Annotated in this window: 20 protein-coding genes and 1 pseudogene; 10 read left to right on the top strand and 11 right to left on the bottom strand. The window is 73.0% G+C overall.

Going from position 1 to position 22,208, the window contains the following annotated elements:
• Window positions 1–41 precede the first annotated feature (41 nt).
• The 3 genes from JOF36_RS21375 to mptB are packed head-to-tail and all read right to left on the bottom strand — an operon-like array spanning window position 42 to window position 3,360.
• Complete coding sequence (locus tag JOF36_RS21375; protein ID WP_210030069.1) at window positions 42–821, bottom strand: ABC transporter permease; 780 nt, start codon at window positions 819–821, stop codon at window positions 42–44.
• A complete protein-coding gene (locus JOF36_RS21370; protein ID WP_210030067.1) occupies window positions 818–1,729 on the bottom strand; it encodes an ABC transporter ATP-binding protein in 912 nt (303 codons plus the stop codon). Before JOF36_RS21370 ends, JOF36_RS21375 begins: the two co-directional genes overlap by 4 nt.
• Window positions 1,726–3,360: a polyprenol phosphomannose-dependent alpha 1,6 mannosyltransferase MptB gene (mptB, locus tag JOF36_RS21365; RefSeq protein WP_210030065.1), complete on the bottom strand. Its 1,635-nt coding sequence runs from the start codon at window positions 3,358–3,360 to the stop codon at window positions 1,726–1,728. The genes JOF36_RS21370 and mptB overlap by 4 nt, the downstream gene beginning before the upstream one ends.
• Window positions 3,361–3,499: 139 nt before the next feature.
• Between mptB and JOF36_RS21360 the strand changes: the two are divergent.
• The 7 genes and pseudogenes from JOF36_RS21360 to JOF36_RS21330 form a co-directional block, all read left to right on the top strand.
• Window positions 3,500–4,279 (top strand): annotated as a pseudogene (locus tag JOF36_RS21360) (helix-turn-helix transcriptional regulator); the annotation flags it as partial.
• A 79-nt stretch (window positions 4,280–4,358) separates the two neighbouring features.
• The gene (sufB, locus tag JOF36_RS21355) at window positions 4,359–6,050 is read left to right on the top strand and encodes a Fe-S cluster assembly protein SufB (RefSeq protein ID WP_443706273.1); all 1,692 of its coding nucleotides are present in this window, start codon (window positions 4,359–4,361) and stop codon (window positions 6,048–6,050) included.
• Window positions 6,047–7,234, top strand: a complete 1,188-nt coding sequence (gene sufD / locus JOF36_RS21350; RefSeq protein WP_210030053.1) for a Fe-S cluster assembly protein SufD — start codon at window positions 6,047–6,049, stop codon at window positions 7,232–7,234. The genes sufB and sufD overlap by 4 nt, the downstream gene beginning before the upstream one ends.
• A 43-nt stretch (window positions 7,235–7,277) precedes the next feature.
• Window positions 7,278–8,042: a Fe-S cluster assembly ATPase SufC gene (gene sufC, locus JOF36_RS21345; protein ID WP_210030039.1), complete on the top strand. Its 765-nt coding sequence runs from the start codon at window positions 7,278–7,280 to the stop codon at window positions 8,040–8,042.
• 2 nt (window positions 8,043–8,044) lie between these two features.
• The gene (locus JOF36_RS21340) at window positions 8,045–9,382 is read left to right on the top strand and encodes a cysteine desulfurase (RefSeq protein WP_245350931.1); all 1,338 of its coding nucleotides are present in this window, start codon (window positions 8,045–8,047) and stop codon (window positions 9,380–9,382) included.
• Window positions 9,383–9,386: 4 nt separating this feature from the next.
• Window positions 9,387–9,857, top strand: a complete 471-nt coding sequence (gene sufU, locus JOF36_RS21335; protein WP_210030037.1) for a Fe-S cluster assembly sulfur transfer protein SufU — start codon at window positions 9,387–9,389, stop codon at window positions 9,855–9,857.
• Window positions 9,854–10,270, top strand: coding sequence for a metal-sulfur cluster assembly factor (locus tag JOF36_RS21330; RefSeq protein WP_210030035.1), 417 nt, complete (start codon window positions 9,854–9,856; stop codon window positions 10,268–10,270). Before sufU ends, JOF36_RS21330 begins: the two co-directional genes overlap by 4 nt.
• Before the next feature lie 76 nt (window positions 10,271–10,346).
• Here JOF36_RS21330 and JOF36_RS21325 read toward each other — a convergent pair whose 3' ends face one another.
• The 5 genes from JOF36_RS21325 to JOF36_RS21305 all read right to left on the bottom strand — a co-directional run bounded on the left by JOF36_RS21325 (window position 10,347) and on the right by JOF36_RS21305 (window position 14,965).
• Window positions 10,347–11,183, bottom strand: coding sequence for an arylamine N-acetyltransferase family protein (locus JOF36_RS21325; RefSeq protein ID WP_210030033.1), 837 nt, complete (start codon window positions 11,181–11,183; stop codon window positions 10,347–10,349).
• A 161-nt stretch (window positions 11,184–11,344) separates the two neighbouring features.
• A complete protein-coding gene (locus tag JOF36_RS21320; RefSeq protein WP_210030031.1) occupies window positions 11,345–12,397 on the bottom strand; it encodes an adenylate/guanylate cyclase domain-containing protein in 1,053 nt (350 codons plus the stop codon).
• Window positions 12,398–12,400: 3 nt separating this feature from the next.
• A complete protein-coding gene (locus JOF36_RS21315) occupies window positions 12,401–12,850 on the bottom strand; it encodes a universal stress protein (protein ID WP_210030029.1) in 450 nt (149 codons plus the stop codon).
• Window positions 12,851–12,941: 91 nt separating this feature from the next.
• Window positions 12,942–14,153 (bottom strand): lycopene cyclase family protein, encoded by a 1,212-nt coding sequence (locus tag JOF36_RS21310; RefSeq protein WP_210030026.1) that lies wholly within the window; start codon window positions 14,151–14,153, stop codon window positions 12,942–12,944.
• 32 nt (window positions 14,154–14,185) lie between these two features.
• A complete protein-coding gene (locus JOF36_RS21305) occupies window positions 14,186–14,965 on the bottom strand; it encodes an SDR family oxidoreductase (protein WP_210030025.1) in 780 nt (259 codons plus the stop codon).
• A gap of 148 nt (window positions 14,966–15,113) precedes the next feature.
• Here JOF36_RS21305 and JOF36_RS21300 point away from each other — a divergent pair, with 148 nt between their 5' ends.
• From JOF36_RS21300 to JOF36_RS21290, 3 genes are all read left to right on the top strand, one after another.
• Entirely contained in the window at window positions 15,114–16,736 is a 1,623-nt protein-coding gene (locus JOF36_RS21300; RefSeq protein WP_210030017.1) for an ABC-F family ATP-binding cassette domain-containing protein, read from the top strand.
• 332 nt (window positions 16,737–17,068) lie between these two features.
• Window positions 17,069–17,278: a helix-turn-helix domain-containing protein gene (locus JOF36_RS21295; protein ID WP_010240451.1), complete on the top strand. Its 210-nt coding sequence runs from the start codon at window positions 17,069–17,071 to the stop codon at window positions 17,276–17,278.
• A gap of 174 nt (window positions 17,279–17,452) precedes the next feature.
• Window positions 17,453–19,363 carry an ABC transporter ATP-binding protein gene (locus JOF36_RS21290; protein ID WP_372447398.1) on the top strand — a complete coding sequence of 637 codons (1,911 nt, stop codon included), beginning with the start codon at window positions 17,453–17,455 and terminating at the stop codon, window positions 19,361–19,363.
• A 521-nt stretch (window positions 19,364–19,884) separates the two neighbouring features.
• On the opposite strand, the gene JOF36_RS21285 is transcribed toward JOF36_RS21290, so the two are convergent.
• The 3 genes from JOF36_RS21285 to JOF36_RS21275 are packed head-to-tail and all read right to left on the bottom strand — an operon-like array spanning window position 19,885 to window position 22,130.
• Window positions 19,885–20,508 (bottom strand): DAK2 domain-containing protein, encoded by a 624-nt coding sequence (locus JOF36_RS21285; RefSeq protein WP_210030015.1) that lies wholly within the window; start codon window positions 20,506–20,508, stop codon window positions 19,885–19,887.
• Window positions 20,505–21,515 carry a dihydroxyacetone kinase subunit DhaK gene (locus tag JOF36_RS21280; protein ID WP_210030007.1) on the bottom strand — a complete coding sequence of 337 codons (1,011 nt, stop codon included), beginning with the start codon at window positions 21,513–21,515 and terminating at the stop codon, window positions 20,505–20,507. Before JOF36_RS21280 ends, JOF36_RS21285 begins: the two co-directional genes overlap by 4 nt.
• A gap of 36 nt (window positions 21,516–21,551) precedes the next feature.
• Window positions 21,552–22,130, bottom strand: coding sequence for a TetR/AcrR family transcriptional regulator (locus JOF36_RS21275; protein ID WP_210030005.1), 579 nt, complete (start codon window positions 22,128–22,130; stop codon window positions 21,552–21,554).
• Between the last annotated feature and the right edge of the window lie 78 nt (window positions 22,131–22,208).

The raw sequence follows: 22,208 nt of genomic DNA, 5'->3' as shown, positions 1-22,208 counted from the left end.
CGAGGGCGGAGATCCGATCGACTTCCGATGGGTCCGCGCCGTCAGTTCCAGCGCACCGTCCGCGCGGCGAGCAGCCCGGCCGCCACCGCCCATCCGGCCAGCACCAGCAGCGATCCCGGTGCCGGGAACTCCCCGGCCCCCAGGGAGTCGCGCAGCGCCTCGGCCAGCGCCCCCGAGGGCAGCCAGGCCGCGACCGCCGCGATCGGTCCGGGCAGGTCGTCGACCGGGATCACGATCCCGCCGGCGAGCAGCAGCACGAACCACACGACGTTCGCGACGGCGAGCACGATGTCCGCGCGCAGCGTTCCACCCAGCAGGATGCCCAGCGCCCCGAACGCCGCGGCGCCGAGCAGCACGGCGACCACCGCCCCGTCCAGCCGCGCTCCCGCCGGCGTCCAGCCCAGGGTGAGCGCCAGCAGGCACAGCAGCACCACCTGGATCACGACCACCGCGGCCACCGCGGTCAGCCGGCCGCAGACCAGCAGCCAGCGCGGCAGCGCGGTCGCGGCGAGCCGACGCAGCGCCCCGTAGCGGCGGTCGAAGCCGAGCGCGATGGCCTGGCTGGTGAACGCCGAGCTCATCACGGCCAGCGCCAGCATCGAGGCGAGCAGCCAGCCCACCCGCGGCTCCGGCGCCGGGACGGCCGGTACGAGGGTGAGCCCGACCAGCAGTACCGCCGGGATCAGCAGGGTCAGCAGCACCTGCTCGGCGTTGCGCAGGGCGAGCCGGGTCTCCAGCCCGCCCTGCGCGCGCAGCATGGTCAGCGTGCTGCCGCGGCCGGGATCGGGGGTGAAGGTCCCGGCGGGGAAGAGGTCGCTCATGAGCGCAGCTCCCGTCCGGTGAGGTCGAGGAAGACGTCCTCCAGGCTGCGCCGGACGACCTGGACGTCGTCGGCCATCACACCCTGGTCGGCGCACCACGAGGTGATCGCGGCCAGCGCGCCGGGATCGATCCGGCCCTGCACCCGGTAGCGCCCGGGCGTGGTCTCGGTGGTCGCGTAGCCGTGGGGCAGCCGCCCGGCGAGCCCGGCGGTGTCCATCCCCGGCGGCGCCCGGAAACGCAGCTCGGTCTGGTCGCCCGCGGTGAGCTGGGCGGGGGAGCCGTGCGCGACGACCCGGCCGCGGTCGATGATCACCACGTCGTCGGCGAGCTCCTCGGCCTCGTCCATCAGGTGCGTGGTGAGCAGGACCCCGACGCCGTCGCGGCGCAGTGCGCGGATCAGGTCCCACACGAGGTGGCGGGCCTGCGGGTCCAGCCCGGCGGTGGGCTCGTCGAGGAACACCAGCTCCGGACGCCCGACGACGGCGCAGGCCAGCGCGAGCCGCTGCTGCTCGCCGCCGGAGAGCCGTTTGTACGGCGTCGCCGCGCGTGGGCGCAGCCCGAGGACGTCGAGCAGGTGGTTCGGGTCGATCGGGCGGGCCGCACAGTCGGCGACCAGGTGCAGCATCTCGCCCGTCCGCACGGCGGGGTAGGCGCCGCCGCCCTGCGGCATGACGCCGACCCGGGGCCGGACGGCCTCGTCGTCGGGGGCGTGGCCGAGTACCGAGACCCGTCCACCGGACGGCGGCCGGAAGCCGGTGCAGACCTCGATCGTGCTGGACTTCCCGGCGCCGTTCGGCCCGAGCAGGGCCAGCACCTCGCCGCGGGCGAGATCGAGGTCGATCCCGTCGACGGCCGTCGTCGGGCCGTAGCGGACGACGAGCCCGCGGACCTCCAGTGCGGCGCTCACGGGGCGGTTTCCGCGGTGCCGCCGCTCGCCGCCGTGGCCTTGGGCGCACGTAGCAGCCGGTACACGACCAGTAGCGACAGCGCGAACATCACGATCCCGGCGATGATCGCCAGCGGCAGCTGGAACGCCCGGAAGATGAAGTCGGCCCCGGTCGGCGGCACGACCAGTGCGAGGAAGGCCGAGAGCAGCAGCATCGCCCGCCGGTAGCGCGGCATCGCGCGGGTCGCGACCAGCGGGAGCAGCGCCCAGAACAGGTACCAGGGGTGCACGACCGGGCCGAGGAGCACGACGGCGCCCAGTCCCGCACCGGTGCCCGTCAGCGGGTCGATCCGCCCGCGCAGGCAGGCCAGCAGCAGGACGACGACGATGACCACGATCGGGACCACGAACATCCCGCGGGCCAGGGCGAGGGTCGCCTCGGTGTGGTCGCCGAGCCCGGCGAGCCGGCCCACCTGCCCGGCGAGCAGGCCGACATCGGTGCTGACCGACATCCAGCTGAGGATCTCGCTGGGCGCGGACAGTCCCTTCAGCCAGTTGAAGCCCAGCCCGGTGGCGAAGCTGAAGAACGAGAAGACGACGCCGGCGACCGCGGTGAGCCAGGTCGTCATGACCGCCCAGTCGACGAGCCGGCCGCCCCGCAGGTGGATCAGGTACACCCCGACGAAACCGAGCGCGAGCAACGCGGGCAGTTTCACCGACGCACCCGCCACGATCAGCGCCGCTCCGAGCGTGATCCGCCACCAGGGTTGGAGGACGTCGTCGCGGCCGAGCATCACGTAGATGCCCAGCAGCATCAGCGGAATCATGATCGACTCGTTGTGGATGCCGCTGACCAGGTGGAACAGCACCAGCGGGTTGGCGGCGCCGAGCCAGAGCACCAGGCCGGCGTCCAGGTCGAAGCGGGCCGCGAGCCGGGGCAGCACCCACACCAGCACCGCGACACCGATCAGCGCCAGCATCCGGTGCTCGAAGATCCCGAGGACCACGTTCTCGCCGGACAACGCCGTGATGATCCGGCCGAGACCGAGGAACAGCGGCCCGTAGGGCGCCGGGGTGTCCCGCCAGATCGTGGGGATGCCGCGGGTCAGTGGATCGTCGATGCCCAGCGCCTGGGCCGGGCCGATCGTGTACGGGTCGATGCCGCGGGCCAGCGTCGCGCTCTGCGCCAGGTAGCTGTAGATGTCCTTGGAGAACATCGGCGGCGCGAGGGCGAGGGGGATCCCCCACATCAGCGCCGTGCGGGTCAGCTCGCGCCGCTCCGGCGCCGGGTGCTTCGCGCCGCGCGCGGTGAGCATCCGGGCGATCCACAGCCAGGCGGTGACCACCATGAGCAGGCCGGCATACGTGACCGCGATGGCCAGCGTGACGTTACGGGCCGGTAGGCCGATCACCCGCAGGCCGTGGAGCGGGTTCGGCACCGGGTAGGCGCCGGACCCCAGGGCGCTGATGCCCATCAGGAGCGCGCCGGTCAGGCCGAGGATCCGTGCGATCCGGGCCTGCTCGCGCAGCCCGCGGCGCGCCGCGGGCGGTTTCCGATCGGTCGGGCCGGTCGGGCCGGTGGCGGTGGCCGGGGGCGCCGCTCGCGTCGGGGAGTCGTTGCGCCCGGGTGGGGCAACCTCGGGCGTCACCATGACCACGCAGGTTAGTGGGGGCACCTCCGGGCCCCGGGTACCGGTCCCGACCGGCAATACCCGGAAGGTGGGGTGAGCCCGGTCACGACGGAGGGGGGTCCGTTTTGCTGTGCGCGGACATATCCGCAACACTGGTGTTGTGAAAACGAACCGGACTGCGCCGACGCGCGACGACCCGGCCTGCGGGCACGGGCCGGAGCTCGCCGTGCCCGCGTCCGGATCGGGCACCCGGGTCGCCGTCGCGCGGGTGCTGATGGAGCAGGGCCCGGTCACGGCCGCCGTCGTGGCGGGCGAGCTGGGCCTCACCGAGGCCGCGGTGCGCCGGCACCTGGACGCACTGCTGGCCGACGGCGAGGCCGAGGCCCGCGCAGCGGCGCGGTCCGCCCGGCCCCGCGGGCGCGGCCGTCCGGCCAAGGAGTACCTGCTCACCGACGCCGGCCGGGTCCGCTTCGGGCACGGTTACGACGACCTGGCCACCTCGGCCCTGCGGTTCCTCGCCGAGACGGCGGGGGAGCAGGCGGTGGACGCGTTCGCGCGCCGCCGGGTGCACGACCTGCTGGGCCCGGACCTGGACTCGGTCAGCGCGCCCGGGAGCCCCCAGGAACGGGTCGAGGTTCTCGCCAGGGTGCTCAGTACCCGTGGCTACGCTGCACAGGCCCGCCGCGGCGGGTTCGGGATGCAGCTCTGCCAGCACCACTGCCCGGTGGCGCACGTCGCCACCGAGTTCCCGGAGCTCTGCGAGGCAGAGACCCGCGCCTTCGCCGAGCTGCTGGGCACCCACGTGCAGCGCCTGGCGACCATCGCCCGCGGCGACGCCGCGTGCACCACACACGTCCCGCTGGAGGATCCCGAACGCCTGGCGAGGGCAAGGCAAGGGGCAACGGCAGCGATGCCCACGCCCCGAGCCGAAAATCCGCAACCAGCCGGACGGTTGCGGGAGATGCAAGAAGCCGGCACAGAGCTTCCGCCACCACCGGCTCGGTCGCGGAAGATGCAAGATGACGGCCCCGAAGCCGGCACCGAGAATCCGCCACAGCCTGCGTGGTCGCGGAAGATGCAAGGTGACGGTCGAAAGGCCGGCACCGAGAGTCCGCCACCATCTGCTTGGCTGCGGAAGATGCAAGGTGACGGCCCAGAGGCCGGCACCGAGAGTCCGCCACCACCTGCTTGGCTGCGGAAGATGCAAGAAGAAGAAGGCCCCGCCGAAGGCGGGACCATCTCCCACCACGGTCCCCGAAAGGGAGGCAGCCCACATGACGACCACTCCTGATGTGCGCACCGAGCTCACCCAGGAGGAGACGATCGCGACGCTCGGCCGGTACGACTTCGGCTGGTCCGACTCCGACGAGGCGGGTGCCATCGCGAAGCGTGGCCTGTCCTCCGAGGTCGTCGCCGACATCTCCCGCCTGAAGAGCGAGCCCGAGTGGATGCTCGAGTTCCGTCAGAAGGCGCTCGACATCTTCGGCAAGAAGCCGATGCCGCGGTGGGGCTCCGACCTGTCTGGGATCGACTTCGACAACATCAAGTACTTCGTCCGTTCCTCGGAGAAGCAGGCCGCCAGCTGGGAGGACCTGCCCGAGGACATCAAGAACACCTACGACAAGCTGGGGATCCCCGAGGCCGAGAAGGCCCGCCTGGTGTCCGGTGTCGCGGCGCAGTACGAGTCCGAGGTCGTTTACCACTCGATCCGTGAGGACCTGGAGGAGCAGGGCGTCATCTTCCTGGACACCGACACGGCGCTCAAGGAGCACCCGGAGCTGTTCAAGGAGTACTTCGGCTCCGTCATCCCGAGCGGTGACAACAAGTTCTCCGCGCTGAACTCGTCGGTCTGGTCCGGCGGCTCCTTCGTCTACGTGCCGCCGGGCGTGCACGTCGACATCCCGCTGCAGGCCTACTTCCGGATCAACACCGAGAACATGGGCCAGTTCGAGCGGACGCTGATCATCGTCGACGAGGGTGCCTACGTGCACTACGTCGAGGGCTGCACCGCGCCGATCTACAAGACCGACTCGCTGCACTCGGCCGTGGTGGAGATCGTGGTCAAGAAGGGCGGCCGCTGCCGCTACACCACGATCCAGAACTGGTCGAACAACGTCTACAACCTGGTCACCAAGCGCGCCAAGGCCGAGGAGGGCGCGACCATGGAGTGGGTCGACGGCAACCTCGGCTCCAAGGTGACCATGAAGTACCCGGCCGTGTGGCTGATGGGCGAGCACGCCAAGGGCGAAGTCCTGTCGGTCGCGTTCGCGGGCGAGGGCCAGCACCAGGACGCCGGCGCCAAGATGGTGCACCTGGCGCCGAACACGTCGTCGACGATCATCTCCAAGTCGGTGGCGCGTGGCGGCGGGCGGACGTCCTACCGCGGCCTGATCCAGGTCAACCCACGGGCGAAGAACTCCCGTTCGACGGTGAAGTGCGACGCGTTGCTGGTCGACACGATCTCGCGGTCGGACACCTACCCCTACGTCGACATCCGCAACGACGACGTGTCGATGGGGCACGAGGCCACCGTCTCCAAGGTCTCGGACGACCAGCTCTTCTACCTGATGAGCCGCGGTCTGACCGAGGACGAGGCGATGGCCATGGTGGTGCGCGGGTTCGTCGAGCCGATCGCCCGCGAGCTGCCGATGGAGTACGCGCTGGAGCTGAACCGGCTGATCGAACTGCAGATGGAGGGTTCCGTCGGATGACGGCGAGTGATGTTGCCGGCCTCGCGCCCGAGCTGAAGGGCGCCAAGGCAGGCCAGGGCGAGGTCCCGATCGCCTCCGCGGGCGAGCGGTTCCAGTCCTTCGACGTCGAGGCCTTCGAGGTCCCCGGCGGGCGCGAGGAGAACTGGCGGTTCACCCCGCTGCGCCGGATCCGTGGGCTGCACGACGGCACCGCCGCGTTCGACGGCACCGCGTCGGTCTCGGTCACCGAGGCCGCGGGCGTGACCGTCGAGAAGGTGACCCGCGACGACGCACGGATCGGCGAGGGCGGGATCCCGGCCGACCGGGTCGCCGCGGCCGCGTGGTCGGCGTTCACCGAGGCCACCCTGGTGACGCTGGACGGCGAGCCGGAGCCGGTGACGATCACCGTGGAGGGGCCCGGCGAGGGCGTCACCGCGGCCGGTCACCTGCAGGTCCGGACCACGCCGAACTCCCGGGCGACGGTCGTCGTCGAGCACCGCGGGCACGGTGCGCTGGCCGACAACACCGAGGTGGTGCTGGCGGACGGCTCGCAGCTGACGCTGGTGGTCACCGAGGAGTGGGCCGACGACGCCGTGCACGTCGGTGCCGAGCACTACAACATCGGCCGCGACGCCACCCTGCGCGGGACCACGATCCAGCTGGGCGGCGACCTGGTGCGGGTCTCCTCGACGGTGCACTACGCCGGCCCCGGCGGCGACGCCGAGCTGCTCGGCCTGGGCTTCGCCGACGCGGGCCAGCACCTCGAGCAGCGGCTGCTGGTCGACCACGCGGTGCCGAACTGCAAGTCCAACGTGCTCTACAAGAACGCGCTGCAGAGCCACACGAAGGACTCCTCGCACGTGGTGTGGATCGGCGACGTGCTGATCCGGGCCGCCGCGGAGAACACCGAGACGTTCGAGTTCAACCGGAACCTGGTGCTCACCGAGCACTGCCGTGCCGACTCGGTCCCGAACCTGGAGATCGAGACCGGTGAGATCGTGAGCGCCGGGCACGCCAGCGCCACCGGCCGGTTCGACGACGAGCAGCTGTTCTACCTGCAGAGCCGCGGCATCCCCGAGGACCAGGCCCGCCGCCTGGTCGTCCGCGGGTTCTTCGGCGAGGTCCTGAACAAGATCACGCTGCCCGAGCTCAAGGAACGGCTCGAGGCCGCGGTCGAGGCCGAGCTCGCGATCACCGGCGCCTGACGGCGTCCCCCACCACAACGGCGTTACGGAGCGACGAGTACAGATGTCCACTCTGGAGATCAAGGACCTGCACGCCTCGGTCGAGACCGAGGACGGTCCGAAGGAGATCCTGCGCGGTGTGAACCTCACCGTCCGCGCGGGCGAGACGCACGCGATCATGGGCCCCAACGGCTCGGGCAAGTCGACGCTGGCCTACGCCGTCGCCGGGCACCCGAAGTACACGGTCACCTCCGGCGAGGTGCTCCTGGACGGCGAGAACGTCCTGGACATGGCGGTCGACGAGCGGGCGCGGGCCGGGCTGTTCCTGGCCATGCAGTACCCGGTCGAGGTCCCGGGTGTGTCGATGGCGAACTTCCTGCGTTCGGCCGCCACCGCGACCCGCGGTGAGGCGCCGAAGCTGCGCACCTGGGTCAAGGAGGTCAAGCAGGCGATGTCCGACCTGGACATCTCCGCGGAGTTCGCCGACCGCTCGGTGAACGAGGGCTTCTCCGGTGGCGAGAAGAAGCGCCACGAGGTGCTGCAGCTGGGCCTGCTGAAGCCGAAGTTCGCCGTGCTGGACGAGACCGACTCCGGCCTCGACGTCGACGCCCTGCGCGTCGTGTCCGAGGGCGTGAACCGCTACCGCGAGGGCGGCGAGACCGGCGTCCTGCTGATCACGCACTACACCCGGATCCTGAGCCACATCAAGCCGGACCGGGTGCACGTGTTCTCCGGTGGCCGGGTCGTCGAGTCCGGCGGTCCCGAGCTGGCCGACGAGCTGGAGCGCAGCGGCTACGCGCGGTTCACCCAGGCAGCTGCGGCGGTCTGATCATGACGACCCTGCACGGAACCGGGACCACGGCCGGCCACAGTGCCGATGCTCGTTCCGCCGGCGCTCCTCTCGGTGCCGGTGCCGTGGCCCGGATCCGGGCGGACTTCCCGATCCTCGGGCGCACGGTGCGCGAGGACCGGCCGCTGGTCTACCTCGACTCCGGTGCGACGTCGCAGCGCCCGCGGCAGGTGCTCGACGCCGAGCGGGTGTTCCTGGAGCGGCACAACGCCGCGGTCCACAGGGGCGCGCACCAGCTCGCCGAGGAGGCCACCGACGCCTACGAGTCCGCCCGGGCACGTATCGCGGCGTTCGTCGGCGCGCGTGTCGACGAGGTCGTCTTCGTCAAGAACGCCACCGAGGGCATCAACCTGGTGGCCTACGGCTTCGGCAACGCCTCGGTCCGGACCGGTCTCTCCGCGGAGTCGGAGCGCTTCGCGCTCGGCCCCGGGGACGAGGTCGTGATCACCGAGCTGGAGCACCACGCGAACCTGGTGCCCTGGCAGGAGCTGTGCCGGCGCACCGGGGCGGCCCTGCGCTGGTACTCGGTCACCGACGACGGCCGGATCGACCTGGACTCGCTCGAGCTGTCCGACCGGACGAAGATCGTCGCCTTCACCCACCAGTCCAACGTCACCGGTGCCGTCGCGCCGGTCGCGGAGCTGGTGGAGCGGGCACGGGCGGTGGGCGCGCTGACGGTGCTGGACGCCTGTCAGTCCGTCCCGCACATGCCGGTCGACCTGGCTTCGCTGGGCGTCGACTTCGCGGTGTTCTCCGGGCACAAGATGCTCGGCCCCTCCGGGGTCGGCGTGCTCTGGGGTCGCCGGGAGCTGCTCGACGCGCTGCCGCCGTTCCTCACCGGCGGGTCGATGATCGAGCTGGTGCGGATGGAGGGCTCGACCTACGCCGACGCCCCGCAGAAGTTCGAGGCCGGGGTGCCGATGACGTCGCAGGCCGTGGGCCTGGGTGCCGCGGTCGACTATCTCGAGCAGATCGGGATGGACACGGTCGCGGCGCACGAGGCGACGCTCACCGCCGCGGCGCTGGAGCAGCTCTGCGCGATCGACGGCGTGCGGATCGTCGGCCCGCCGGGGGCGGAGCTGCGCGGGGGAGCGGTGTCGTTCGTGGTGGACGGCATCCACGCGCACGACCTGTCCCAGGTGCTCGACGACCGTGGCGTCGCGATCCGGGTGGGGCACCACTGTGCGTGGCCGCTGCACCGCAGGTTCGGGATCGTGGCGACGGCGCGGGCGACGTTCGCGGTGTACAACACCCTCGACGAGGTCGAGGCGCTGGCGGACGGCGTGCGCGCCGCCCAGAAGTTCTTCGGGACGGTCTAGACAGATGCAGCTGCAACAGATGTACCAGGAGATCATCCTGGACCACTATCGCGATCCGCACGGCTCCGGCCTGCGCGAGCCCTACGACGCCGAGACCCACCACGTCAACCCCACCTGCGGGGACGAGGTCACCCTGCGGGTGAAGGTCGAGGGGAACAGGGTCGCCGACGTGTCCTACGAGACGCTCGGCTGTTCGATCAGCCAGGCGTCGGTGTCGGTGCTGCACGACCTGCTCGTCGGGACGTCGATCGAGCAGGCGTGGCGGATCCTGGACTCGTTCCAGGAGATGGCGCAGGGTCGTGGCCAGGTCGAGCCGGACGAGGGCGTCATCGGCGACGGCGTCGCGTTCGCCGGCGTCGCCAAGTACCCGGCCCGGGTGAAGTGCGCGCTGCTGGGCTGGATGGCGTTCAAGGACGCCGTCTCCCGCACCGACGCGAAGATCGAGACCGTCGACACGGAGGGATCTCCGGCATGAGCGAGACCACCGAGCACACCACGACCGACGACGACGTCGTCCGCGGCGCCGCCGGGATGCCGGAGCCGCCCGCGGCACCGGCCGACGGCGAGGGCGCCTCCCAGGACCAGCTGGAGGAGGCGATGAAGGACGTCGTCGACCCCGAGCTGGGCATCAACGTCGTCGACCTCGGCCTCGTCTACGGCATCGGCCGGGACGGGGACACCGCGGTCATCGACATGACGCTGACCTCGGCCGCCTGCCCGCTGACCGACGTGATCGAGGAGCAGACCCGCTCCGCGCTCACCTCGGGCCCGGACGGCGGCCTGGTGTCCGACATCCGGATCAACTGGGTCTGGATGCCGCCGTGGGGCCCGGAGAAGATCACCGAGGACGGCCGCGAGCAGCTGCGCGCCCTCGGCTTCCGGGTCTGAACCACCCGTAGCACCCCGATCGAGCCGGGTCCCCACGCCGGGGGCCCGGCTCGACGCGTCTCGGCCGGGATGCGGGTCAGCCGAAGTGCGCTGCCCGGATCCGGTCCTCCAGGCCCGTGATCGCGCCGGTGTCGATGCCGAACGCGTCCTCCAGCACCCCGCGGACCTGCGCCGGGGAGCCCAGCTCCCGGCGCTCGGTGCGGCCGTCCGGGCGGCGTACGGTGTACCGGTTCCCGTCCAGCGTGGCGCGATGGTCGTCGGCGGTGTACGCGGCGGTGAGCCCGTTGCGGAAGCCGGAGTCCGGGTGGTGGACCAGGTACCAGGAGCCCATCGCGTAGTCGGCGTCCGGCACCGGGGCCAGGTCGACGACGTACTGGGCGAGCCAGCCCGCGGACCCGCGCCGCTGCAGGACCCATGCTCCGGCGCCGTCGCGGACGAAGCGGTAGTCGGCGTGCGCCGTCGGCTGCACGATCCCCTCGACCAGGCGCATCGGCGCGGGAGGCACGGTGCCGCCGAAACCGACGTCGGCGAGGACGGCCCCCTCGCCGGTCTCGACCAGCGTCAGCCGGTGCGTGCGCACCGTCGCGGGTGCGTCGTCGTCGAGACCCAGCCGTACCCGCCCCAGCAGCGGTGTGACCCGGTAGCCGAGATCCTTCAGCACGTCGTGCAGCAGCAGGTTGTGCTCGAAGCACCACCCGCCGCGACGCCCGTGCACCAGCTTCGCGGCGACGCCGGCGCCGTCCACCGGCGGCTCGGTGTGGGTGAACGGGTCGAGGTTCTCGAACGGGATCGTCGCGAGGTGCGCGCGGACGATCCGGGCGAGCAGCGCCCCGTCCGGCGGGCCCGGTGCGACCCCGATCCGGTCCAGGTAGGCGGCCACGGTCGGCGGTGCGGTCAGCGGTGTGGTCGTCATGGCCACGAGCCTGGCGCCTGAACCGGGCTTCAGGTCAAGCGGCGCGAAGGATCCGCCGCCCCACTGCTCGTGGCTGTGATCACCCGTTGGGGAGTGTCGCGTGCGTCTCGCGTGCGCAGCGCTCCATAACCGGTGATCACCCGGGTGGCTCCGGGAGCGGCTCAGCGCTCCCGGGACCCGCGCAGGGCCCAGGCCCGCAGGTGGCTGTAGCCGCGGGTGTGCAGGGTCGCGATGCGCCGCAGCTCGAAGCGGGGGTCGTCGCGCAGCGCCTCGTGGATCTCCTGGTCCACCAGCACGGTGTCCGGGCGGGCCTCGGGGGTGAGGCGGGCGGCGACGTTGACGACCTCGCCGTAGACGTCGCCGTAGCGGCTGAGCACCATGCCGTGCGCCAGCCCGATCCGCAACGGCGGCAGCGACGGCTCGGTCCGCACCCGGTCGCGCAGGCCGAGCGCGATCACGGCGGCGTCGGCGGGGTGCTCGGTGACGAACAGGACCTCGTCACCGACCGTCTTGATGATCCGGCCGCGGCCGTTCGCGATCACCTCGTTGGTCACCGAGCCGAACCGCTCGATCATCTCGCCGAGCTCGTCCATCGACCGGCGCCGGGTGGTACGGGTGAAGCCGACCATGTCGGCGAACCCGACCGACAGCGGCCAGGTGTCGGCGGCGATGTGCACGACGTCGCCGCGCTGCGCACCGGCGGTCCACCGGGCCGCGGTCGCCGCGAGATGCCGCCGCCACACGTAGGCCTGCAGGTCCTCCAGCTCGGGCAGCACCTCGGCCGCCAGCTCCGCGGCTGCCCGCGGGGTCAGCTCACCGACGTGTTCGGCGGCCATCTGGGCGAGCATCCCGATCTGCCACTCGGCCAGCCGGGACAGCGACTGCGCGATCGCCCGCGCCACGGCCTCGCGCGCCTCGGTCCGGGGCAGCCGGTCCCGGCTCAGCGCGATGACCTTGCGGGCCGCCGCGATATCGGCCCGGGTGAACACGCGCGCGTCCGGATCGGTCTCCGGGAACCCCAGGGCACGCCAGAGCCGCCCGGACTCGTCGGGATCGAGTCCGGTGGCCTCGACGAGCTCGTCCCGGGTGAACTCGCGCGGCGCGCCCAGGATTATCTCGTCGAGCACACCGCCCTCGAGCTCGCTCCAGTCGATCGATGCGGGATCGGGCAGCGAGCCGGCTTCCGGGCCGGTGGCCGGTGGTTCGGCGGTCACGGATCAGGTGGTGTGCACGACCAGCACGTCGACCCCGGCCCGGCGGGTGGCGTCGGAGGGGACCGATCCGAGCAGCCGCCCGGACAGCGTGTTGAGCCCGCGGTTGCCGATGACGAGCAGGTCGGCGGAGTGGGTCGCGACGGCCTTGCGCAGGACGTCGACCGGCGCACCGTCCTCGGCGTAGGTGGAGACGTTCTGCGCACCGGTGGCCGCGGCGCGGTCCGCGGCCTCGCGCAGCGCCTCCTCGGCCGGGGTCCAGCCGGTGACGAGGTGGGCCTCGTCCTTGAGCGCGTCCTCGGCGGCCGCGGTGTCCTCCCGGCTGGCCGGGGTGTAGGCCGAGACGATGACGAGGTTCGCGCCGCTGTCGGCGGCGACACCGGCCGCGCGCTCGACCGCGGCGAACGAGGTGGACGAGCCGTCGGTACCGACGACGATGGTCCGGTATGCGGACATGGGCAGCCTCCGTGGGGGAGCGGGTGGGGCCCGGGCTCAGTGCGCCGACGCTACTACTGGTCACCCGTCAACTGATCGATACACCCCGCCGTCATCGCCCTTTCGGGTGAAATGCTGAGGCCGAACGAAGCATATGGGCCTTGACCCGGGGGGTGGCGGCCCGGAAGACGCCCGCCATGCCGGCGAGGGTGCCCGACAGGTCGTCGCGCCCGGTGAGGAACGCCCGCCCGCTGCGGCCGGAGAAGAAGGCGTCGAAGAACGCGGGCACCAGCGGCGCGGGCAGCTCCAGCACGGTGCGCAGTCCGTGCCGGCGCAGCCGGTGCACCGCCCGGGCCGACGGCGACCAGAGCTGCCGGTGCGCCGCCGCCGTCGCCGCGGCCGCGTCCCCCGGCAGGTGGTGGGCCAGCGCGGTGGCGAGCTCCGGGGCGAGCCGTAGCGCGGGGGCGACGCTGAACCCGGTCGCCGGGTGCACCAGCGGCGTCGCCGCGCCGAACGGGACGGGGTGCCGGGGCCCGCGCGGCGTGTCCACGGGGAACCGCACCCGCTCCACCGGTGCGTCCCGCGGGACCGTGACGCCCAGCCCCGCCAGCCGGGCGGTGAGCCGCTCGCGCAGCTCGGGCAGCGGCAACCCGGGCCTGCGCGCCAGCGAGGTCTCCTCCAGCAGGACGGTGCCGTCGCCGTAGGGGACGGCGTAGAGGAAGGTCGGCCAGTCCGTCCATCCAGCCGGGCGGACGGCGGCGGGGGAGCGCCAGTCCATGAACACCGCCTCGCCGGGGGCGAGGACCGCGGTGGCGGCCGCCGCCGGGACGACGACGCCGTACGCGGTCTGCTCGGCCCGGGCGCCGGCGACCGGGCGGAGCCGGGACGGGGCACCGGTCGCGTCGACGACGAGCGCGGCAGTCACCTCCGGGCCGTCCTCGCCGGTGCGGCGCAGCCGGACCCGGTAGCGGCCACCGCCGGGGCGGACGTCGCAGGACTCGGTACGGCCGGTCAGCACGGTGACCTCGCCGAGGCGGGAGTCGAGGTGGGCACGTAGACCGGCCGTGTGCAGGACGGCGTAGGGCCCCAGGTCCCGGTCGCCGCCGGTGCCCGGGAGCACCGCCCGCGCGACAGGGCGGGCCGCGACCGCCGATCCGGGCAGGTCGGCGGGCAGCTCCTCGGGCCACGCGCAGTAGGTGGCGCTCCAGGGGCGCCCGGGTGCCGGATCGGCGAGCGCGGTCCGCAGCCCCCGGCCGGCGCAGGCCCCGGCCAGCGCGCGCCCGGCGGGCCCGCCGCCGACCACCAGGACGTCGACCTCGCGCACCCCTCACCCCCTCTCGTCGTGCCGGCGCCCGGTCAGGCGTGGCGGCCCGCGGCCAGGCTGCCACCGTCGACCCGCAGTGTCTCGCCGGTGATCCACGACGCGGCGTCGGAGACCAGGAACCCGACCGCCTCGGCGATGTCGGACGGCATTCCCAGGCGCCGCAGGGGATAGCCGGCGGCGACACCGTCCTCGTCGTGGGCGTAGAGGGCCTCGGCGAAGCGGGTCTTCACCACGGCCGGGGCCACCGCGTTCACCCGGATCCCCGGGCCGAGCTGCCCGGCCAGCTCCTCGGTCAGCTTGATCAGCGCCGCCTTCGACGCGCCGTACGCCCCGATCACCCCGGTGGGCCGCAGTCCGCCGACCGAGGCCATGTTCACCACCGACCCGCCGTGTGCGCCCATCCACGCCCGGTGCGCCTGCTGCACGAAGCCGAGCGCGGCGACCACGTTGACGTCGAAGATCTTCCGGACGGCGTCGAGGTCGGCCTCGACCAGCGGGCCGTACTGCGGGTTGATCCCGGCGTTGTTGACCAGGACGTCCAGCGACCCGAACGCGGCCACCGTCGCATCGACCGCGTGCGCCCGGTGCGCCGCGTCGCCCGCGTTCCCCGGCACGGCCAGCACGCGGCCCCGGTCGATCCCGGCGCCGGTCGCGAGCGCCGTGGCGGCCGCGTCCAGCTCGGGCGCCTTGCGCCCGGTGATCGTCACGGTCGCGCCGCGGGCCAGCAGCCCGGCCGCGACGCCGTACCCGATGCCCCGGGACGCCCCGGTGACCAGTGCCGCACGGCCGGCGAGGGAGGTGAGATCGGTCATGACCACGGACCCTACGTCGGTAAACCGGTCGCCCCGCCGGGTATGGTGGCCGTGTGGTTCTGATCGAGTAGCCGTCGCGCCGGGCACCCGTGTGTCCGCGCCCGATGCCTCTCAGTGCCGCCCCCGACTCCGTCTGGAGCCCTTTCACGTGATCACCGCGACCGACCTCGAACTGCGCGCCGGCTCCCGGATCCTGCTCTCCGGTGCCGACCTGCGGGTCCAGTCCGGCGACCGGATCGGCCTGGTCGGCCGCAACGGCGCAGGCAAGACCACCTCCATGCGGGTGCTGGCGGGGGAGGGCGAGCCCTACTCCGGTGAGGTCCGCTCGAACACCCCGGTCGGCTACCTGCCGCAGGACCCGCGCGAGGGTGACCTCTCGGTCACCGCGAAGGACCGGGTGCTGTCCGCCCGCGGGCTGGACGTGCTGCTGTCGAAGATGGAGAAGGCCCAGACGGCGATGGCCGAGCTGGTCGACGGCCCGGAGAACGAGAAGGCCGTGCGCGAGTACGGCCGGCTCGAGGAGCGTTTCTCCGCGCTCGGCGGTTACGCCGCCGAGTCCGAGGCCGCCCGGATCTGCACCCACCTCGGCCTGCCGGACCGGGTGCTCGAGCAGCCGATGCGGACGCTGTCGGGCGGCCAGCGCCGCCGCGTCGAGCTGGCCCGGATCCTGTTCGCCGCCTCCGACGGCGGCTCCCAGTCGGCGACCACGCTGCTGCTCGACGAGCCGACGAACCACCTCGACGCCGACTCGATCACCTGGCTGCGCGGGTTCCTGCAGAACCACGAGGGCGGGCTCGTGGTGATCAGCCACGACACCGACCTGCTGGACTCGGTGGTCAACAAGGTGTGGTTCCTCGACGCGACCCGCAGCGAGGCCGACCAGTACAACATGAACTGGAAGCGTTACCTCGAGGCGCGCGCGACCGACGAGAAGCGCCGCCGCCGGGAGCGCGCGAACGCCGAGAAGAAGGCGTCCGCGCTGCACACCCAGGCCGCGAAGATGGGCGCCAAGGCGACCAAGGCCGTCGCCGCGAAGAACATGGCACGCCGCGCCGACCAGCTGCTCGCCGGGCTGGACGACGAGCGCCAGGCCGACCGGGTCGCGAAGATCCGCTTCCCGACACCCGCGCCCTGCGGGAAGACCCCGATGACGGCCGAGGGCCTGACCAAGGCGTACGGCTCGCTCGAGGTGTTCACCGGCGTCGACCTCGCGGTGGACCGCGGGGCGAAGGTGGTCGTGCTCGGCCTCAACGGTGCGGGCAAGACGACGCTGCTGCGGCTGCTGGCCGGCACCGAGGAGGCCGACGCGGGCGAGGTCGTCCCCGGCCACGGACTGCGGACCGGCTACTTCGCGCAGGAGCACGACACCCTCGACATGGAACGCTCGGTCTGGCACAACATCCGGCACGCCTCGCCGGACGCGCCGGAGCAGCAGCTGCGGACCCTGCTGGGCTCGTTCATGTTCTCCGGGGAGCAGCTCGACCAGCCGGCCGGGACGCTGTCCGGCGGCGAGCGCACCCGGCTCGCGCTGGCCGGGCTGGTGTCGTCGGCGGCGAACGTGCTGCTGCTCGACGAGCCGACGAACAACCTGGATCCCGCCAGCCGCGAGCAGGTGCTCGACGCGCTGCGCCGGTTCGAGGGCTCGGTCGTGCTCGTGACGCACGACCCGGGCGCGGTCGAGGCGCTCGAGCCGGACCGGGTGATCGTCCTGCCGGACGGCACCGAGGACCACTGGTCGGCCGAGTACCTCGAACTGGTGCAGCTGGCCTGACCGTGCGGCCGGGCTGCTCCCGGCCGCACGACCGGTCGTCGCACGGCGCGATGATCACCCGACCGGACCATCATGATCGTCGATGACCCCGGATCGGACCGGGATCGTTTGTTCGTATTGTGCGTCGTCGGCTCCAACGGGTGACGGCACTCTGCTGATCGAAGGACGGGTATTCGTCCGGTCACGGAACATCGTGCGCCGTTCGGTGTAACCGTTCACCGATCACGTTTTCCGCGTTCTGGCCAGAAATGGTCAACTGGATCATCATGGCCTGATCGTCGCGCCGGATGCGGCGGTCCGCGGGGGCATCCGCGGTGGGATGAGGAGGGCCAATGGCCGAGCTGAAAAAGGGCGCCCGGATCACCGGGACACAGCGGGGGAAACTCGCGGCCGACCTGAAGAAGAAGTACGAGAAGGGCGCCAGTATCCGTTCGCTCGCCGAGCAGACCGGCCGGTCGTACGGGTTCGTGCACCGTGTTCTGTCCGAGACCGGCGTGACGCTGCGCGGCCGCGGCGGCGCGACCCGGACGAAGAAGAAGTAGCTCCAGCAGGACCACCGGCGACGCCGTCGGCCGGGTCGAGAAACGAGCCCGGGGCGGCGTCGTCGTATGCGCGGGCCCGCCGGCGTCCCGAGGCCCTCCGGGACCGGTGCGCCGCGGTGACCGCCCCGCCGTAACGTGATTCCTCGCCGTCCACCACCGGCGAAGGGAACACCGTTGGATCGCCCGCTCACCCTGATGCGGGGAGTCGTGCGGGGAGCGGACTCACCGTCCATCCGCCGCGGCTCCATCGCGAAGGGCACCTGGCCCCGGATCTGGGGCTTCGTCCGGCCCTACCGGCGCTGGCTGCTCGGCTACCTGGCGCTCACCACGGTCACCGGCGTGGTCGGCGTCGCGACACCGCTGCTGGCCGGACGGGTCGTCAACACGATCGTCGCCGCGAACGAGCTCCCGGACGCGGCCCGGGTGATCATCGTGATCGCCGGTGCCATCGCCGGGCTGGCGGTGCTGGAGGCCGTCGTCGGTCTCGCCGGGCGCTGGTTCTCCTCCCGGCTGGGCGAGGGGCTCATCGAGGACCTGCGGGTGGCGGTGTTCTCGCACGTCCAGTCGATGCCGCTGGCGTTCTTCGCCCGCACCCGCACCGGCGCGCTGGTCAGCAGGCTCAACAACGACGTCATCGGTGCCCAGACCGCGATCACCGGCACCCTGTCGACGGTCCTGTCGAACACCATCCAGCTCGTCCTGGCCATAGCCGTGATGATCGGGCTGGCGTGGCAGGTGACCGTGCTCGCGATGCTGCTGCTGCCGGTGTTCGTGCTGCCCGCCCGCCGGATGGGGACCTGGCTCGCCGAGCTCCGCCGGGAGGCCGCCGAGCTGAACGCGACCATGGGCAACCAGATGACCGAGCGGTTCTCCGCTCCCGGCGCCACCCTGGTGAAGCTGTTCGGCGACCCCGCGGTGGAGGCGGGGGTGTTCCGCGGCCAGGTCGCTCGGGTCCGCGACATCGGCGTCCGGTCGGCGATGGTGTCCCGGCTGTTCGTCACGGCTCTGCAGCTGGTGTCCGCGCTCGCCCAGGCGCTGATCTACGGCCTCGGCGGGTACCTCGCGGTGACGGGCGCGATCCCGGCCGGCACGGTCGTCGCGCTGGGGCTGCTGCTGACCCGCCTCTACACGCCGATGACGGCGCTCGCGAACGCCCGGGTCGACGTCATGACCGCGCTGGTCGCCTTCGAGCGGGTCTTCGAGGTCCTGGACCTGCGGGCCACGATCACCGAGCGGCCGGACCCGCGGCCGATGCCCGACGGTCCGGTCGACGTGCGGCTGCGGGACGTCCGGTTCACCTACCCCGGCGCCGCCGAGGTCTCGCTGGCCTCGCTGGAGGAGGTCGCGGTGCTCGACCAGCGGGTCAACTCCGAGGTGCTGCACGGCGTCGACCTGCGGGTGCACGGCGGCGGCCTGCTCGCGCTGGTCGGCTCGTCGGGCGCCGGGAAGTCGACGCTCGCGTCACTGGTGCCGCGGCTCTACGACGTCGACTCCGGTGCCGTCGAGCTGGCCGGGGTCGACGTCCGCGACCTGGACTTCGCGACGCTGCGCGGCACCGTCGGCATGGTGACTCAGGACGGTCACCTGTTCCACGACACCATCGGGGGCAACCTGCGCTACGCGGCGCCGGAGGCCACCGAGGCCGAGATGACCGACGCGCTGCGCCGGGCCCGCCTCGGCGAGCTGCTCGACACGCTGCCGGACGGTCTCGCGACCGTGGTGGGCGAGCGCGGGTACCGGCTCTCCGGTGGCGAGCGCCAACGGCTGACGATCGCGCGGCTGCTGCTCGCGAGGCCGCGGGTGGTGATCCTCGACGAGGCCACCGCGCACCTCGACTCCGAGTCGGAGGCGGCGGTGCAGGAGGCGCTGACCGAGGCGCTGGCCGGGCGGACGGCGATCGTCATCGCGCACCGGCTGTCCACGGTGCGCTCCGCGGACCGGATCGCCGTCCTGGAGGCGGGCCGGGTCGTGGAGACCGGGACCCACGACGAGCTGCTCGCCGCGGACGGCCGGTACGCGACCCTGTACCGGACCCAGTTCGCGCCGCAGACGACACCGACCGAACAGACCGCCACGAACGCCTGAGCGCCCGGTCGCGGTCAGGTCCGGCGCCGCCGCCGGGGCCAGGGATTCCGCGATCGGTGCACCGGGCCGCCCCTACCGCCCGGTGCGGCGGCCACCGGTGCAGGCACCACGCCGGAGCCGGGCTCCATCCCGGAACCCGCCGGCCCAACGGCTCTTGTCGCCGTGCCGGCTGGGCGGTACCCCGCCATTGACCAGCGTGCTCAGCCCGGAGCAGGAACCGCGCTGCACCGCGCCTTCGGCAGCGAGGAGTGGGCGCACCATGCCTGACCGGATGCGCCCGTCGGGGTGCCGGTGCGGAGGCCGGCAGCGACCGCTCCGCGGGATCCGACGAGACGGACCCGCGAGCGTTCCGCGGAACGCGGTGAGTCGGACGGAGCGCGTTCCGCGGAACGCGGTGGATGGGACGGGGTGCGTTCCGCGGAACGCGGTGGGACGGGTACCGCGAAGAGACCACATCATGATCACTCGGTCGCCCCGCCTCATCGGCGTCCCGCGGGCAGGATCACGCCATCGGTGGCGCGTCAGGCCGCGCCCGGCAGTGGGGAGGGGAGCGTCGCGTCCGGCTCGGCGACCCCGGCGATCACCCAGAACAGCAGTGCGATCCCGACCGCGCCGGGGTCCTGGGCACCCTTGGCCCGCTCGCCCAGGTACGACGCGCGCCCGTGGCGTGCCGTGAGGCCCGCGGTCCGCTCGGCGCCCTCCCGGGCCGCGGTCGCCGCCGCGGCGTAGCCGTCGCGGCCGAGCGCGGTCACCGCGGGTGCGAGCGCGTCGACCAGCGTCCGGTCGCCCTCCTCGGCCTCGCCGACCCGCTGGATCGCGGTCAGGCCGGCCCGGGTGCCCGAGGCGAGGGCCGCGAGGCCGTCACCGGAGGAGCCCGCGGTGCCCAGCGCGCGGGCGATCTCGGTGAACAGCAACCCGAGCAGCGGCCCGCTCGTCCCGCCGACCTCGTCGAGGAAGACCTCGCCGAGCGCGGCGAACCCGCGCCGCGGGCCCTGTTCCGCGCTCCGGACGGCGTGCCGTACCCCGGCGCGCAGGTTGTCGCCGAAGTCGCCGTCCCCGGAGTGCTGGTCGAGGTCGGTGAGCGCGCCGTGGCCGTCCTCGACCGCCCGGGCGAACCGGTCCAGCACGGTGTCCTGGTCGATCATCGGGTCTCCTCGGTGCCTCGTACCCACGCCGCCGTCTCGACGGGCGCGGCCCAGTGGTCCTTCCAGGACGGCTGCATCCTGGTCAGCGTCAGCGAGAACCCGGCCATGTCCAGCGCCGGGACGAACGTGCCGACCAGCAGGCCCGCCCGGTCGATCCCACGACTCGCCAGTCCGGCCGAGGCGAGCTCGGCGAGCACGTAGAGCTCCAGCAGGGCCGTCCCGCCCATCCCGTTGACGACCAGCACGCAGTCGTCGCCGCCCTCGGGCAGCCCGGCGAGGATCTCGTCGAGCATCCGCTCCACGAGGTCCTCGGTCGGCGGGCGCGGGATCGATGCACGGGCCCGTTCGCCGTGGATGCCCACGCCGTAGTCCAGCTCGCCGTCCAGGGCGAACGCCGGCTCCCCGGTGCGTGCCGAGGTCTGCGCGCGCGACGCCACGGCGAGGCTGCGCGACGCGGCCGCCACCTCGGCGCCCAGCGTGGCGAGCTCCTCCAGACCCGCGCCGGTGTCGGCGGCGGCGCCGAGGATCTTCTCCACGACGACGGTCGCGCCGGTCCCGCGCCGGCCGGTGGCGGTGTCGAGGCCGTCGGTGGCGAGGTCGTCGTCGACCAGGACGCGCCGGACGTCGATGCCCTCCATCCGCAGCCGTTCGGCGGCGATCCCGAAGTTGATCCGGTCGCCGGTGTAGTTCTTGACGACGTGGATCACGCCCTCGGGCCCGGCGGCGGCCCGCGAGGCGTGCAGCACGGCCTTGTTGTGCGGTGAGGTGAACACGGGACCGGGCGCGACGGCGTCGAGCATCCCGCGGCCGAGGAAGCCGGCGTGCAGCGGTTCGTGGCCGGAGCCACCACCGGAGACGAGCCCGGTCCGGCGCCCGGGTGCCCGGTGCCGGGCGACGAGGTGGATCGGGTCCTCGCGCAGCTCGACGAGATCGGCGTGCGCCCGGGCGAACCCGCGGACGGCCGTGGGGACCGGATCGTCCGCGGCCGGGTGGAAGGGGAACGGCATGGGCACGATCATCCTCCCGGCCCGGCCGCCGGTGCATCAGCGGGTGGTGTGGGCGGCGGCCCGGACCCCGTTCTCCACGACGTCGAGGACCGCGCCGAGATCGCCGGTGGGCAGGCCCATCGCCAGGTGCGAGACCAGGCCCTCCAGCACCAGTTCCAGGTACTGGGCCAGCACCGGGACCGGCACGTCGTCGCGCAGCGCGCCGGCCGCGGCCTGCCGCTCGAGCCGGGCCCTGGTCGCGGCCGTGAGCGCGCCGGAGTGCTCCTGCCAGCGGGCCCGGAACTCCGGGTCGGTGCGCAGCCGCCGGGACACCTCGAGGCGGGTGCCGAGCCAGCTGCGGTCCCCGTCGGCGTCGAGCAGGTCCCGCATCACCTGGACCAGGCCCTGTTCGGCGACGACGTCGGCCATCCGGCCCGCGTCCTGCTCGGCCAGGGCGAGGAACAGCGCCTCCTTGTCCCGGAAGTAGTGGAAGATCGCGCCGCGGGACAGCCCGGTGTACTGCTCCAGGCGCCGCACGGTCGCGCCCTCGTAGCCGTGGTCGGCGAAGCACGTGCGTGCGCCGTCCAGGATCTGCCGCCGGCGGGCGGCGAGCTGGTCCGTGCTGACGCGGGGCATGGCCCCAGTATTCCGTACGGTTGTCCGGCTTGCCGTGGAACACCGGCCGGGCCGGGCGCGCCGGGCCGCGGGGCCGTT

The sequence above is a fragment of the Pseudonocardia parietis genome (assembly GCF_017876315.1).
Classification (GTDB): Bacteria; Actinomycetota; Actinomycetes; order Mycobacteriales; family Pseudonocardiaceae; genus Pseudonocardia; species Pseudonocardia parietis.
Note: the sequence above shows the minus strand (reverse complement) of the source record. Positions and strands in the feature narration are given on the sequence as shown.

What these genes read in the sequence shown, in the direction of transcription:
- JOF36_RS21375 (WP_210030069.1), bottom strand. Translation starts at nt 821, where the DNA reads ATGAGCGACCTCTTCCCCGCCGGGACCTTCACCCCCGATCCCGGCCGC.
- mptB (WP_210030065.1), bottom strand. Translation starts at nt 3,360, where the DNA reads ATGGTGACGCCCGAGGTTGCCCCACCCGGGCGCAACGACTCCCCGACG.
- sufB (WP_443706273.1), top strand. Translation starts at nt 4,359, where the DNA reads ATGACGGCCCCGAAGCCGGCACCGAGAATCCGCCACAGCCTGCGTGGT.
- sufD (WP_210030053.1), top strand. Translation starts at nt 6,047, where the DNA reads ATGACGGCGAGTGATGTTGCCGGCCTCGCGCCCGAGCTGAAGGGCGCC.
- sufC (WP_210030039.1), top strand. Translation starts at nt 7,278, where the DNA reads ATGTCCACTCTGGAGATCAAGGACCTGCACGCCTCGGTCGAGACCGAG.
- JOF36_RS21340 (WP_245350931.1), top strand. Translation starts at nt 8,045, where the DNA reads ATGACGACCCTGCACGGAACCGGGACCACGGCCGGCCACAGTGCCGAT.
- sufU (WP_210030037.1), top strand. Translation starts at nt 9,387, where the DNA reads ATGCAGCTGCAACAGATGTACCAGGAGATCATCCTGGACCACTATCGC.
- JOF36_RS21330 (WP_210030035.1), top strand. Translation starts at nt 9,854, where the DNA reads ATGAGCGAGACCACCGAGCACACCACGACCGACGACGACGTCGTCCGC.
- JOF36_RS21325 (WP_210030033.1), bottom strand. Translation starts at nt 11,183, where the DNA reads ATGACGACCACACCGCTGACCGCACCGCCGACCGTGGCCGCCTACCTG.
- JOF36_RS21315 (WP_210030029.1), bottom strand. Translation starts at nt 12,850, where the DNA reads ATGTCCGCATACCGGACCATCGTCGTCGGTACCGACGGCTCGTCCACC.
- JOF36_RS21305 (WP_210030025.1), bottom strand. Translation starts at nt 14,965, where the DNA reads ATGACCGATCTCACCTCCCTCGCCGGCCGTGCGGCACTGGTCACCGGG.
- JOF36_RS21295 (WP_010240451.1), top strand. Translation starts at nt 17,069, where the DNA reads ATGGCCGAGCTGAAAAAGGGCGCCCGGATCACCGGGACACAGCGGGGG.
- JOF36_RS21285 (WP_210030015.1), bottom strand. Translation starts at nt 20,508, where the DNA reads ATGATCGACCAGGACACCGTGCTGGACCGGTTCGCCCGGGCGGTCGAG.
- JOF36_RS21280 (WP_210030007.1), bottom strand. Translation starts at nt 21,515, where the DNA reads ATGCCGTTCCCCTTCCACCCGGCCGCGGACGATCCGGTCCCCACGGCC.
- JOF36_RS21275 (WP_210030005.1), bottom strand. Translation starts at nt 22,130, where the DNA reads ATGCCCCGCGTCAGCACGGACCAGCTCGCCGCCCGCCGGCGGCAGATC.